This is a genomic window from Sporosarcina sp. P33, from assembly GCF_002077155.1.
GTDB lineage: Bacteria > Bacillota > Bacilli > Bacillales_A > Planococcaceae > Sporosarcina.
The window spans coordinates 1,558,141-1,570,514 of the sequence record NZ_CP015027.1 but is presented as its reverse complement, the minus strand read 5'-3'; the positions used below and the strand labels follow the sequence as shown (position 1 = coordinate 1,570,514).

26 protein-coding genes are annotated in these 12,374 nt (G+C 43.3%); all 26 read left to right on the top strand.

The annotated features are described in order from the left end of the window. Positions 1-20 precede the first annotated feature (20 nt). The gene (rplC, locus tag SporoP33_RS07955) at positions 21-650 is read left to right on the top strand and encodes a 50S ribosomal protein L3 (RefSeq protein ID WP_081243212.1); all 630 of its coding nucleotides are present in this window, start codon (positions 21-23) and stop codon (positions 648-650) included. Positions 651-675: 25 nt separating this feature from the next. Then, complete coding sequence (rplD, locus tag SporoP33_RS07950) at positions 676-1,299, top strand: 50S ribosomal protein L4 (protein ID WP_081243211.1); 624 nt, start codon at positions 676-678, stop codon at positions 1,297-1,299. Further along, on the top strand, positions 1,299-1,586 hold the full coding sequence (gene rplW / locus SporoP33_RS07945) for a 50S ribosomal protein L23 (protein WP_081243210.1): 288 nt from the start codon (positions 1,299-1,301) through the stop codon (positions 1,584-1,586). The genes rplD and rplW overlap by 1 nt, the downstream gene beginning before the upstream one ends. 33 nt (positions 1,587-1,619) lie before the next feature. Continuing rightward, on the top strand, positions 1,620-2,450 hold the full coding sequence (gene rplB, locus SporoP33_RS07940; RefSeq protein WP_081243209.1) for a 50S ribosomal protein L2: 831 nt from the start codon (positions 1,620-1,622) through the stop codon (positions 2,448-2,450). Between the two features lie 60 nt (positions 2,451-2,510). Further along, complete coding sequence (gene rpsS / locus SporoP33_RS07935) at positions 2,511-2,789, top strand: 30S ribosomal protein S19 (protein WP_081243208.1); 279 nt, start codon at positions 2,511-2,513, stop codon at positions 2,787-2,789. Positions 2,790-2,809: 20 nt separating this feature from the next. Continuing rightward, complete coding sequence (gene rplV / locus SporoP33_RS07930; protein ID WP_081243207.1) at positions 2,810-3,154, top strand: 50S ribosomal protein L22; 345 nt, start codon at positions 2,810-2,812, stop codon at positions 3,152-3,154. 3 nt (positions 3,155-3,157) lie between these two features. Next, complete coding sequence (rpsC, locus tag SporoP33_RS07925; protein WP_081243206.1) at positions 3,158-3,814, top strand: 30S ribosomal protein S3; 657 nt, start codon at positions 3,158-3,160, stop codon at positions 3,812-3,814. Between the two features lies 1 nt (position 3,815). Further along, positions 3,816-4,250, top strand: coding sequence for a 50S ribosomal protein L16 (gene rplP / locus SporoP33_RS07920; RefSeq protein WP_081243205.1), 435 nt, complete (start codon positions 3,816-3,818; stop codon positions 4,248-4,250). Beyond that, entirely contained in the window at positions 4,240-4,440 is a 201-nt protein-coding gene (gene rpmC / locus SporoP33_RS07915) for a 50S ribosomal protein L29 (RefSeq protein ID WP_009499049.1), read from the top strand. Before rplP ends, rpmC begins: the two co-directional genes overlap by 11 nt. A 17-nt stretch (positions 4,441-4,457) precedes the next feature. After that, entirely contained in the window at positions 4,458-4,721 is a 264-nt protein-coding gene (gene rpsQ, locus SporoP33_RS07910; RefSeq protein ID WP_081243204.1) for a 30S ribosomal protein S17, read from the top strand. A gap of 38 nt (positions 4,722-4,759) precedes the next feature. Further along, the gene (gene rplN / locus SporoP33_RS07905; RefSeq protein ID WP_081243203.1) at positions 4,760-5,128 is read left to right on the top strand and encodes a 50S ribosomal protein L14; all 369 of its coding nucleotides are present in this window, start codon (positions 4,760-4,762) and stop codon (positions 5,126-5,128) included. A 36-nt stretch (positions 5,129-5,164) separates the two neighbouring features. Further along, positions 5,165-5,476, top strand: a complete 312-nt coding sequence (rplX, locus tag SporoP33_RS07900; RefSeq protein WP_081243202.1) for a 50S ribosomal protein L24 — start codon at positions 5,165-5,167, stop codon at positions 5,474-5,476. Between the two features lie 26 nt (positions 5,477-5,502). Next, complete coding sequence (gene rplE, locus SporoP33_RS07895) at positions 5,503-6,042, top strand: 50S ribosomal protein L5 (RefSeq protein ID WP_081243201.1); 540 nt, start codon at positions 5,503-5,505, stop codon at positions 6,040-6,042. Positions 6,043-6,062: 20 nt separating this feature from the next. Further along, positions 6,063-6,248 carry a type Z 30S ribosomal protein S14 gene (locus tag SporoP33_RS07890; protein WP_008298870.1) on the top strand — a complete coding sequence of 62 codons (186 nt, stop codon included), beginning with the start codon at positions 6,063-6,065 and terminating at the stop codon, positions 6,246-6,248. A gap of 30 nt (positions 6,249-6,278) precedes the next feature. Then, positions 6,279-6,677, top strand: coding sequence for a 30S ribosomal protein S8 (gene rpsH, locus SporoP33_RS07885; RefSeq protein WP_029053265.1), 399 nt, complete (start codon positions 6,279-6,281; stop codon positions 6,675-6,677). A 30-nt stretch (positions 6,678-6,707) separates the two neighbouring features. Next, entirely contained in the window at positions 6,708-7,247 is a 540-nt protein-coding gene (rplF, locus tag SporoP33_RS07880; protein ID WP_081243200.1) for a 50S ribosomal protein L6, read from the top strand. A gap of 33 nt (positions 7,248-7,280) precedes the next feature. Next, the gene (rplR, locus tag SporoP33_RS07875) at positions 7,281-7,643 is read left to right on the top strand and encodes a 50S ribosomal protein L18 (protein ID WP_081243199.1); all 363 of its coding nucleotides are present in this window, start codon (positions 7,281-7,283) and stop codon (positions 7,641-7,643) included. 22 nt (positions 7,644-7,665) lie between these two features. Further along, positions 7,666-8,166 carry a 30S ribosomal protein S5 gene (rpsE, locus tag SporoP33_RS07870; RefSeq protein WP_081243198.1) on the top strand — a complete coding sequence of 167 codons (501 nt, stop codon included), beginning with the start codon at positions 7,666-7,668 and terminating at the stop codon, positions 8,164-8,166. Positions 8,167-8,179: 13 nt separating this feature from the next. Then, entirely contained in the window at positions 8,180-8,362 is a 183-nt protein-coding gene (rpmD, locus tag SporoP33_RS07865) for a 50S ribosomal protein L30 (protein WP_029053261.1), read from the top strand. Between the two features lie 32 nt (positions 8,363-8,394). Beyond that, on the top strand, positions 8,395-8,835 hold the full coding sequence (gene rplO, locus SporoP33_RS07860; RefSeq protein ID WP_081243197.1) for a 50S ribosomal protein L15: 441 nt from the start codon (positions 8,395-8,397) through the stop codon (positions 8,833-8,835). After that, positions 8,835-10,127, top strand: a complete 1,293-nt coding sequence (secY, locus tag SporoP33_RS07855) for a preprotein translocase subunit SecY (RefSeq protein WP_081243196.1) — start codon at positions 8,835-8,837, stop codon at positions 10,125-10,127. Before rplO ends, secY begins: the two co-directional genes overlap by 1 nt. 48 nt (positions 10,128-10,175) lie before the next feature. Beyond that, positions 10,176-10,829 (top strand): adenylate kinase, encoded by a 654-nt coding sequence (locus SporoP33_RS07850; protein ID WP_081243195.1) that lies wholly within the window; start codon positions 10,176-10,178, stop codon positions 10,827-10,829. Positions 10,830-11,171: 342 nt separating this feature from the next. Next, complete coding sequence (gene infA, locus SporoP33_RS07845; RefSeq protein WP_040759924.1) at positions 11,172-11,390, top strand: translation initiation factor IF-1; 219 nt, start codon at positions 11,172-11,174, stop codon at positions 11,388-11,390. Positions 11,391-11,428: 38 nt separating this feature from the next. Then, a complete protein-coding gene (rpmJ, locus tag SporoP33_RS07840; protein ID WP_076758849.1) occupies positions 11,429-11,542 on the top strand; it encodes a 50S ribosomal protein L36 in 114 nt (37 codons plus the stop codon). Between the two features lie 24 nt (positions 11,543-11,566). Next, positions 11,567-11,932 carry a 30S ribosomal protein S13 gene (rpsM, locus tag SporoP33_RS07835; protein WP_081243194.1) on the top strand — a complete coding sequence of 122 codons (366 nt, stop codon included), beginning with the start codon at positions 11,567-11,569 and terminating at the stop codon, positions 11,930-11,932. 25 nt (positions 11,933-11,957) lie between these two features. Further along, a complete protein-coding gene (gene rpsK / locus SporoP33_RS07830; protein ID WP_009499031.1) occupies positions 11,958-12,347 on the top strand; it encodes a 30S ribosomal protein S11 in 390 nt (129 codons plus the stop codon). The last annotated feature ends 27 nt before the right edge of the window (positions 12,348-12,374 follow it).

The following is a 12,374-nucleotide window of genomic DNA, read 5'->3' as shown; positions in this document are numbered from 1 at the left end:
TATTACAGGAGGTGTGACTAATGACCAAAGGAATCTTAGGAAGAAAAGTCGGAATGACGCAAGTATTTGCTGAAAACGGCGATCTAATCCCAGTGACAGTGATTGAAGCTGCTCCAAACGTTGTTCTTCAAAAGAAGACTGTTGAAACGGACGGCTACGAGTCAATCCAGCTTGGATTTGATGATAAACGTGAAAAGCTTTCAAACAAGCCTGAACAAGGCCACGTGGCAAAAGCTAACACGGCACCTAAGCGCTTCATTCGCGAAGTTCGCGGAGCTGACGTTAGTGCATACGAAGTTGGTCAGGAAGTCAAAGTCGATACATTCGCAGAAGGCGATGTAGTTGATATTACAGGAGTATCAAAAGGTAAAGGGTTCCAAGGTGTTATTAAGCGCCATGGTTACTCACGCGGACCAATGTCTCACGGGTCACGTTTCCACCGCGCACCAGGTTCACTTGGAGCTGTTGATGGACAACGCGTATTTAAAGGAAAAAAACTGCCTGGACGTACTGGGGGCAAAACAGTAACGATCCAAAACGTTGAAATTGTGCGAGTTGACGCTGAGCGCAACTTGTTGCTTGTAAAAGGTAACGTTCCTGGAGCACGTAAATCACTTGTACAAGTGAGAAGTGCTATCAAAGGGAACTGAGTAAAACAGGAAGGAGGAAACAGGAATGCCTAAAGTATCTGTAGTAAGTCAAACAGGTTCTGCTGTCGGCGACATCGAACTAAACGATGCGATTTTCGGAATCGAGCCGAATGAAGCAGTATTATTCGAAGCAATCGTTCAACAACAAGCTTCTTTACGCCAAGGTAACCACAAGGTTAAATCTCGCGCGGAAGTAGCAGGCGGCGGTCGTAAACCATGGCGCCAAAAGGGTACAGGTCGTGCTCGCCAAGGTTCAATCAGATCACCACAATGGCGCGGAGGCGGTATCGTATTCGGTCCTACACCGCGTAGTTACAGCTATAAAATGCCTAAGAAAGTTCGTCGTTTAGCACTTCTATCCGCTCTTTCTACGAAAGTAGCAGCTGAAGAACTAATCGTTCTGGATAACTTAGCATTTGACGCACCAAAAACAAAAGGCTTTGTAAAAGTGCTTGAAGATCTTTCGATCACTAAGAAAGCATTGTTTGTTACAGCTGACCTAGAAGAATCAGTAGCATTGTCTGCTCGAAACATTCCAGGAATCAGCGTTATTTCAGCAAACGGCATCAATGTTCTAGACTTAGTCGGACATGATCAGCTCGTTATGACGAAAGCAGCAGTAGAAAAAGTTGAGGAGGTGCTTGGTTAATGGAAGCACGTGATATTTTGAAACGTCCGGTCATTACCGAGCGTTCTTCTGAACAAATGGAAGACTTAAGAAAATTCACATTCGAAGTTGATACACGCGCAAACAAAACGCACGTTAAACAAGCTGTCGAAGAAATCTTCGGTGTGAAAGTAGAAAAAGTAAACGTAATGAACTACAAAGGTAAGTTCAAGCGTATGGGGAAACATGCTGGTTATACAAACAAGCGCCGTAAAGCAATTGTTACACTAACAGCTGACTCCAAAGACATCGAACTTTTTGAAATGTAAGCAGTGCACAATAAATGAAGGAGGGAATACAAAATGGCGATTAAGAAGTACAAAGCTACCTCCAACGGACGTCGTAACATGACTTCTTCTGACTTTGCTGAGATTACAACAGACAAGCCGGAAAAATCATTGCTTGCACCAGTCAAGCGTAAAGGCGGACGTAACAACCAAGGTAGAATGACAGTTCGTCACCATGGTGGAGGACACAAGCGCCAATACCGAATCATCGATTTCCAACGCCGGAAAGATGGCATTCCAGGACGCGTTGCTACGATCGAATACGATCCAAACCGTTCTGCAAACATCGCATTGATTAACTATGCAGATGGAGAAAAGAAATACATCCTTGCTCCAAAAGGATTACAAGTAGGAGCTACAATTATTTCAGGACCAGATGCGGATATCCGCGTAGGTAACGCTCTTCCATTAGAGAACATCCCTATGGGTTCTACAATTCACAACATTGAAATGAAGCCGGGCAAAGGCGGACAGTTAGTTCGTTCAGCAGGAACTTCAGCTCAATTACTCGGACGTGAAGGCAAATATGTCATCATCCGTCTACAATCAGGAGAAGTTCGTATGATTCTTGCTACTTGCCGTGCTACAATCGGTCAAGTTGGTAATGAACAGCACGAATTGATCAACATTGGTAAAGCAGGTCGTTCACGCTGGTTAGGCAAGCGCCCAACAGTTCGTGGATCTGTAATGAACCCTAACGATCACCCGCACGGTGGTGGTGAAGGACGTACGCCAATCGGCCGTCCAAGTCCTGTTACTCCTTGGGGTAAACCAACCCTTGGATTCAAGACTCGTACAAAGAACAATAAATCAGATAAGCTTATCGTTCGCCGTCGTAAAAAATAATGTGATTGCACTGCGGTTCAGTAGATGGACCGTAGTACAAACTCGGAAGGAGGTTCCAGAATGGGCCGCAGCTTGAAAAAAGGACCTTTTGCAGATGACCACTTATTAAAAAAGGTTGATGCACAAAAAGATTCAGAAAAGAAACAGGTTATTAAAACATGGTCACGCCGTTCAACAATCTTCCCGACTTTCATCGGATTGACGATCGCAGTATATGACGGACGCAAACATGTTCCTGTTTATGTAACAGAAGATATGGTAGGTCACAAACTAGGTGAATTCGTACCAACGCGCACATATAAAGGCCATGGTGCCGACGATAAGAAAACAAAACGCTAATTTGAGAGGAGGTTATCCTGATGCAACAAGCTAAAGCATCTGTACGCACAGTCCGTATTGCTTCTCGCAAAGTTCGTTTGGTCGTTGATCTTATTCGCGGCAAGAATATAGGTGAAGCTATGGCTATCCTACGACTTACGCCTAAAGCGGCATCTCCGGTCGTAGAAAAACTTTTGAAATCAGCGATTGCAAATGCTGAACACAACTACGAAATGAACACTGAGAACTTAATCGTCAGCGAAGTATTCGTAGATGAAGGACCGACAATGAAACGTTTCCGTCCACGTGCACAAGGTCGTGCAAGTGCGATCAACAAACGTACAAGCCACATCACATTAGTGGTATCTGAAAAGAAGGAGGGGTAATTAGTGGGCCAAAAAGTACATCCTAATGGACTGCGTGTAGGCGTCATCCGTGACTGGGACTCAAAATGGTACGCGGAAAAAGATTATGCGTCCTTACTACATGAAGACTTAAAGATCCGTGAATACATCGAAAAGCGTCTTGTAGATGCATCAGTTTCAAAAGTTGAAATTGAGCGTGCTGCTAAACGTGTTAATATTACAATCCACACCGCTAAGCCAGGTATGGTTATCGGTAAAGGTGGTTCTGAAGTTGAAACACTTCGTAAACAGCTTAACGAAATCACAGGCAAGCGTGTACACATCAATATCGTAGAAATCAAACGTGCTGATTTGGATGCAAGACTTGTTGCTGAATCAATCGCTCGTCAATTAGAAAGCCGTGTATCATTCCGCCGTGCTCAGAAACAAGCGATCCAACGTACAATTCGCTCTGGTGCAAAAGGAATTAAAACACAAGTGTCTGGTCGTCTTGGCGGTGCTGACATCGCTCGTGCTGAACACTATAGTGAAGGAACTGTCCCTCTTCATACATTACGTGCAGATATAGACTATGCACATGCTGAAGCTGATACTACTTATGGTAAGCTTGGCGTAAAGGTATGGATTTATCGTGGTGAAGTCCTTCCAGTAAAGAAGAACTCTGGGGAAGGAGGCAAATAATATGTTAATGCCTAAACGTGTTAAACATCGTCGTGTATTCCGTGGGAAAATGCGTGGTGAAACAAAAGGCGGCGCTACTGTCCAGTTTGGTGAGTTTGGTCTTCAAGCTCTAGACTCAGGTTGGATCACTAACCGTCAGATTGAATCTGCTCGTATTGCCATGACTCGTTATATGAAACGTGGCGGTAAAGTATGGATCAATATTTTCCCGCACAAACCATATACTAAAAAGCCTCTTGAAGTCCGGATGGGTTCCGGTAAAGGAGCTGTAGAAGGCTGGGTTGCAGTTGTGAAACCTGGCAGAGTAATGTTCGAAATTGCAGGTGTTTCAGAAGAGGTTGCTCGTGAGGCGCTTAGACTCGCATCACACAAACTTCCTGTGACAAGCAAGTTTGTAAAACGTGAAGAAATTGGTGGTGAGTCTAATGAAAGCTAAAGAAATTCGTGACTTAACAACTGCAGAGATCGAGCAAAAAGTGAAATCACTTAAAGAAGAGCTTTTCAACCTTCGCTTCCAGTTAGCGACAGGTCAATTAGAAAACACTGCACGCATCCGTGAAGTACGCAAATCGATTGCGCGCATGAAAACTGTAATACGTCAAAGAGAAATCAGTGCAAATAACTGATGAAGGAGGTTGCAGCCATGACTGAGCGTAATCAGCGCAAAGTATACACAGGCCGTGTCGTTTCCGACAAAATGGATAAAACCGTTACGGTAATGGTAGAAACATACAAAAAACATTCTTTATACGGTAAACGTGTAAAGTACTCTAAGAAATTCAAGGCCCATGATGAGCTGAACGAAGCGAAGATCGGCGATGTTGTTCGTATTATGGAAACTCGTCCATTATCAGCAACTAAGCGTTTCCGTCTTCTGGAAGTCGTCGAAAAAGCGGTCATCATCTAATAGGTTTTTAACTCAGATTTTGGAAGGAGGTAACCTCGATGATTCAACAGGAAAGTCGAATGAAAGTTGCTGACAACTCTGGTGCACGTGAAGTACTGACAATTAAAGTGCTAGGCGGATCAGGTCGTAAAGTAGCTAATATCGGTGACGTAGTTGTTGTAACGGTTAAGAAAGCAACACCAGGTGGCGTTGTTAAGAAGGGTGACGTTGTTAAAGCGGTCATCGTTCGTACGAAAAGTGGAGTTCGTCGTAAAGACGGTTCATACATTACATTTGATGAGAATGCTTGCGTTATTATCCGTGATGATAAAGGACCACGTGGAACACGTATTTTCGGACCGGTTGCTCGCGAACTTCGCGATAACAACTTCATGAAGATCATTTCACTTGCTCCAGAAGTTCTTTAATTCTAATGACAGAGCCAGTCAAGGAGGTGCGATAGAATGCACGTTAAAAAAGGCGACAAAGTAATGGTGATCTCTGGGAAAGACAAAGGCAAAACAGGTGTGATCCTAACTGCTTATCCAAAGAAAGACCGTGTGCTAGTTGAAGGTATTAATATCGTCAAGAAACACACAAAGCCGAACCAAGAAAACCCTCAAGGCGGAATTGTAAGCCAGGAAGCTACAATCCATGTCTCAAACGTGATGGTCATCGATCCTAAAACAGGCGAGCCGACTCGTGTAGGTTACAAATTGGAAGACGGTAAAAAGGTACGTATTGCAAAAAAATCCGGTGAAGCACTGGATAAGTAAGAATTGCATGAAAGGAGGTCCGACTGATGAGTCGTTTGAAAGAGAAATTTACTAAAGAAATCACACCTGCTCTAATGAGCAAGTTTGAATATACATCTGTTATGCAGGTTCCTAAAGTAGATAAAATCGTTATCAACATGGGTGTTGGTGATGCAGTTCAAAATACAAAAGCACTTGATGCAGCTGTAGAGGATCTTGCAACTATTTCAGGTCAAAAACCAGTCATTACAAAAGCGAAAAAATCTATCGCAGGTTTCCGTTTGCGTGAAGGTATGCCGATCGGAGCTAAAGTAACGCTTCGCGGTGAGCGCATGTACGAGTTTCTCGATAAATTAGTTTCTATCTCATTACCACGTGTACGTGACTTCCGTGGCGTTTCTAAAAAAGCGTTCGATGGTCGCGGGAACTACACTCTAGGTGTGAAAGAGCAACTTATTTTCCCTGAAATTGACTACGATAAAGTATCAAAAGTACGTGGGATGGACATCGTCATCGTGACGACTGCAAACACTGATGAAGAAGCACGTGAGTTGCTTGCACAGTGTGGCATGCCGTTCCAAAAGTAAAATAATAGGGAGGCGAAAACGTGGCTAAGAAATCTATGATCGCTAAACAGAAACGTACGCCAAAGTACAAAGTACAAGAATATACACGCTGCGAACGTTGTGGGCGTCCACATTCAGTATACCGCAAATTTAAACTTTGCCGTATTTGTTTCCGCGAACTTGCATACAAGGGACAACTTCCTGGCGTCAAAAAAGCCAGCTGGTAAACCCCTAATTAGGGAAGGAGGTTAATTCAAATGACAATGAGTGATCCGATTGCAGATATGCTTACACGCATCCGTAATGCGAACATGGTTCGCCACGAGAAGCTTGAGGTACCTGCTTCAAACGTAAAGAAAGAAATCGCCGAAATCTTAAAACGAGAAGGTTTCGTTCGTGATGTGGAGTACGTGGAAGATAACAAACAAGGCATCATCCGCATTTTCCTAAAATACGGACAGGATAACGAACGTGTTATCAATGGCTTGAAACGTATTTCAAAACCAGGACTTCGTGTATATGCGAAATCAAATGAAGTTCCTAAAGTGCTTAACGGCTTAGGAGTTGCACTAGTTTCTACATCAAACGGTGTATTAACAGACAAAGAAGCCCGCGCTAAACAAGTCGGCGGAGAAGTCGTCGCGTACGTTTGGTAATTAGCAACAATTGAATGGAGGTGCAATAGAATGTCCCGTATTGGTAATCGTCAGATCGAAGTTCCTGAAAACGTTACTGTAACAATTTCAGAAGACAACTTCGCAACTGTTAAAGGTCCGAAAGGTGAACTTTCGAGACAATTAGATAAAGATATCACGATCAATCAGGAAGGTAACGTTATTACATTGACTCGTCCTTCTGAATCAAAAGATCACCGTTCAATCCACGGTACTACACGCTCTGTACTTAACAACATGGTAGTGGGAGTATCTGCAGGATTTGAACGCACACTTGAATTGGTTGGGGTTGGATACCGTGCTTCTATGCAAGGAAAGAAACTTGTATTGAACGTAGGTTATTCACATCCAGTTGAATTCACACCAGAAGAAGGTGTAGAAGTTGAAGTCCCGGCGAACACAAAAGTTATTGTCCGCGGCTACAACAAAGAACACGTTGGTGCTCTTGCTTCTAACATCCGTCAAGTACGTCCGCCAGAGCCGTATAAAGGCAAAGGTATCCGTTATGAAGGCGAAATCGTTCGTCGTAAAGAAGGTAAAACAGGTAAATAATACCGCCTGAGGTATTTGGAAGGAGTGACCCCGATGATCACGAAACAAGATAAAAACGCTGTCCGTAAAAAGCGTCACGCACGTGTGCGTACGAAAATCAGCGGAACTGCAGAGCGTCCACGTCTAAACGTTTACCGTTCTAACAAGCACATCTATGCGCAATTGATCGATGACTTGAATGGCGTAACAATCGTAAGTGCTTCTACAAGAGATAATGAAGTTGAGGCTGGATCTACTGGTAACACTGAATCAGCAGCTAAAGTCGGCGAGCTTATTGCAAAGAGAGCTGTAGAAAAAGACGTTAAAACGGTTGTATTTGACCGTGGCGGATATCTTTTCCATGGCCGTGTTAAAGCACTTGCTGACGCAGCACGCGAAAATGGACTTGAATTTTAATTAAGAAGGAGGGACATATTTCATGCGTCGTAATGATCAGAACAAAAGTGAGTTCGAAGAACGCGTAGTAACGATCAACCGCGTTGCGAAAGTTGTAAAAGGTGGACGTCGTTTCCGCTTTACTGCACTTGTCGTTGTCGGAGATAAAAACGGTCGTGTCGGTTTTGGTACTGGAAAAGCACAAGAAGTTCCAGATGCAATCCGTAAAGCAATTGAAGATGCGAAGAAAAACTTGATTGAAGTGCCAATGGTTAAAGGTACAACTCCACATGAAGTAATCGGACGTTTTGGTGCAGGACAAATCCTCATCAAACCAGCTGCTCCGGGTACTGGTGTAATTGCAGGTGGACCTGTCCGTGCGGTACTTGAACTTGCAGGCATCACGGATATTCTTTCAAAATCTCTTGGTTCAAGCACACCGATCAACATGGTACGTGCAACAATCGAAGGATTACAGAATTTGAAACGCGCAGAAGAGATCGCTAAATTGCGTGGTAAATCCGTAGAAGAACTGTTAGGTTAAGGGGGGAAATACAATGACGAACAAACTTGAAGTCACCCTTACGAAAAGTGTTATTGGTTCAAAGCCGACACAGCGTAAAACAATTGAAGCATTAGGCCTTCGAAAGTTGAATCAAACAGTTGAGCATCAAAGCAACGATGCTATCCGTGGTATGATTACAAAGGTCAGCCACTTGGTAACAGTTAAAGAAATTTAAGTATTATTCTACAATAAGGAGGTGCCGATAAGATGAAATTACATGAGCTAAAACCAGCTGAGGGATCTCGCCGAAACCGTAAACGTGTTGGACGTGGGATTGGATCTGGAAGTGGTAAAACTTCCGGCAGAGGTCATGACGGACAAAACGCACGTTCAGGCGGCGGTGTACGTCTTGGTTTTGAAGGTGGACAAATTCCTCTTTTCCAACGACTTCCTAAGCGCGGATTCACGAACATTAATCGTAAAGATTATGCCATCGTTAATCTGGACACATTGAATCGTTTTGAAGAAGGCACGGAAGTAACGCCGGAACTGCTAATCGAAACTGGTGTTGTAAGTAACGCAAAATCAGGTATCAAGATTCTTGGAAATGGAACTCTTGAGAAAAAGATTACAGTTAAAGCCAACAAATTTTCCGCTTCTGCAAAAGAAGCTATTGAAAAAGCAGGCGGGCAAACAGAGGTGGTATAATGTTTCAGACAATCTCTAACTTCATGCGTGTGAAAGAGATCCGGTCTAAAATAATTTTCACCCTCCTAGTGCTCATCGTTTTCAGACTAGGAACGTTTGTTCCGGTTCCCAACGTTGATGCAACTGCTTTACAACAATCAGATAACCAGTTTATCGGATTTTTGAACACATTCGGCGGAGGAGCATTATCCAACTTTTCAATCTTTGCAATGGGGATTATGCCGTACATTACGGCGTCCATCATTGTGCAGCTCTTGCAAATGGATGTGGTTCCAAAGTTTACTGAGTGGTCAAAACAAGGAGATGTCGGAAGACGGAAACTTGCACAGTTTACACGATATTTCACAATTGTTCTTGCCTTTATTCAAGCACTTGCCATGTCATTTGGTTTCAACCAGACGTTTGGCGGCACGCTGATTAAAGACAACAGCATTTCTACATATATCGTAATTGCAATTGTGTTGACTGCAGGGACAGCTTTCTTACTGTGGCTAGGTGAACAAATCACTGCAAAAGGTGTTGGAAATGGTATTTCCATCATTATCTTTGCGGGGATTGTTGCCGGCATTCCGAATGCTGTTAATCAGTTGTATGTAACGCAAATCCAAGACGCTGGAGATGCACTATTTATCCGAATTGCAACAATGATTTTACTGCTGATAGTCATTGTAGCTATTGTAGTTGGAGTTATTTACTTCCAAGAAGCACTGCGGAAAATTCCTATTCAATATGCGAAACGAGTTTCAGGAAGAAATCAATCTGTTGCAAGTCAACAAACGCACTTACCTTTGAAGTTAAATGCCGCGGGTGTTATTCCAGTAATCTTTGCGGTGGCATTCTTCATTACGCCACAGCAAATCGCTCCGTTTTTCGGTGAGAACAGTGTAACCAAAACCATTATCCGGATCTTCGATTATACGAATCCAGTTGGTATGATTTTGTATGTCGCACTGATTATCGCGTTTACGTATTTCTATGCATTCATTCAAGTGAATCCAGAGAATATGGCAGACAATCTGAAAAAACAAGGCGCGTATATTCCAGGAATTCGTCCGGGTGCAAACACTCAAAAGTATTTGACAAGCACTCTGTACAGACTGACGTTTGTCGGCTCGATCTTTCTTGCTGTCGTAGCGGTTATGCCTATTTTCTTCATCAATCTGGCGAACCTTCCTCAATCCGCGCAAATCGGCGGAACGAGCTTGCTCATCGTAGTAGGGGTTGCCCTCGAATCAATGAAGCAGTTGGAATCCCAGTTAGTGAAGAGACATTACAGAGGCTTTATGAAATAAAAAGCAATAGCCTGACCTATTGTATAATCAAATGGAGGGCAAGGACGTATGAATATCGTATTAATGGGTCTGCCGGGTGCCGGTAAAGGTACGCAGGCAGATAAAATTGTCGAGAAGTACGGAATCCCTCATATTTCTACAGGCGATATGTTCCGTGCTGCCATCAAAGATGGCACGGAACTTGGAGTTAAAGCTAAATCATTCATGGATCAGGGAGCATTAGTTCCTGATGAAGTTACCATTGGTATCGTACGTGAACGCTTAAGCAAGCCGGACTGCGACAAAGGATTCCTGCTTGATGGTTTTCCTAGAACTGTGCCTCAAGCACAAGCACTTGATGCTTTGCTGAAGGATATGGGGAAGAGCATTGAGTACGTATTAGACATTGAAGTCGATACGGATGAATTGGTTGCAAGATTATCTGGCCGTCGTATTTGTAAAGTGTGCGGCACATCATATCACTTGATCTTCAACCCGCCAAAGGTGGAAGACGTTTGTGATAAAGATGGCGGCGAACTTTACCAGCGCGCAGATGATAATCCGGAAACTGTCATGAATCGTCTGGAAGTAAATATGACTCAGACAGCTCCTTTACTCGACTTTTATGGCGAAAAAGGTGTGCTGACTAAAATTAATGGTCAACAGGACATTAACCTAGTATTTGAGGACCTGGATGCAATTTTGCAACAAGATAAAAAGTAATCAATCCTTTTCGGGCACAGTTACATCACTGTTCGGAAAGTAATGGATGAAAACGAGCTGCAAAAGCTAGAGTGCCCGGTATAGGACAAATGAGAATTGATCATTGATTCTTCAGTAGCTCCGGCATGCATTATATTGCGATTCGCAGTATAATATATATTTGGAAACTGCTGCGGGAACAATAAAGGTCTCATCGCATCCATGCGAAACAGCGAAATGTGGCAGACGTCTTTCGAACATCACTCATGCTAACTGGACATATGTTGAAGGAAGCCTTTTGAAGGCGACTGATGCCGCTCGATGGTGAAAGCCTTTATTGGATATAGAAGGGAGACAGGATTGATGGCGAAGGACGACGTAATTGAGGTAGAAGGAACTGTTCTTGAAACGTTGCCGAATGCGATGTTTAAAGTGGAGTTAGAAAACGGACATACTGTGCTTGCACACGTGTCAGGTAAAATTCGTATGCACTTTATTCGTATTCTGCCAGGCGACAAGGTGACAATGGAACTTTCACCTTATGATTTGACACGTGGTCGTATCACATACCGTTTCAAATAAACTTTTGCACTCCGGAATATTGAAGGAGGTTGGGTAGGATGAAAGTAAGACCATCTGTAAAACCGATCTGCGAAAAATGTAAAGTTATTCGTAGACGCGGCCGAGTAATGGTAATCTGTGAAAATCCAAAACATAAACAAAGACAAGGCTAAAACACAAGGAGGTGCACAACTTATATGGCACGTATTGCTGGTGTAGACGTTCCGCGCGATAAGCGCGTTGTCATTTCATTGACATATATATTCGGTATTGGTAAAACAACTGCAAAGTCTATTTTGAATGCAGCTGATATTTCTGAAGAGACTCGCGTTCGTGATTTAACTGACGCTGAGCTTGATAAGATTCGTGAACAAATTGACGGCTTGAAAGTAGAAGGGGATCTTCGTCGTGAAACTTCTCTTAACATCAAGCGTTTGATGGAAATCGGTAGTAACCGTGGTATCCGTCACCGTCGTGGATTGCCTGTTCGTGGACAGAACACGAAAAACAATGCACGTACGCGTAAAGGTCCTAAACGTACAATGGCAAACAAGAAAAAATAATAGGTAAAGGAGGGCTCTTTCCAACATGGCACGTAAACAACAAACTCGTAAACGTCGTGTAAAAAAGAATATTGAAACCGGTATTGCACATATCCGTTCGACGTTCAATAATACTATCGTAACTATTACTGATAGCCACGGTAATGCACTTTCATGGTCTAGCGCTGGTGCACTTGGCTTTAGAGGTTCCCGTAAATCCACTCCGTTTGCTGCACAAATGGCTGCTGAAACTGCAGCGAAAACAGCAATGGAACATGGTTTGAAATCATTGGAAGTAACAGTTAAAGGTCCTGGTGCTGGTCGTGAAGCGGCTATCCGTTCACTGCAGGCTGCTGGTCTTGAAGTTACTGCAATCAGAGACGTAACTCCGGTTCCGCACAATGGTTGCCGCCCGCCAAAACGTCGTCGCGTATAATCGGTTTGAATCTATTGGATTAAGAAA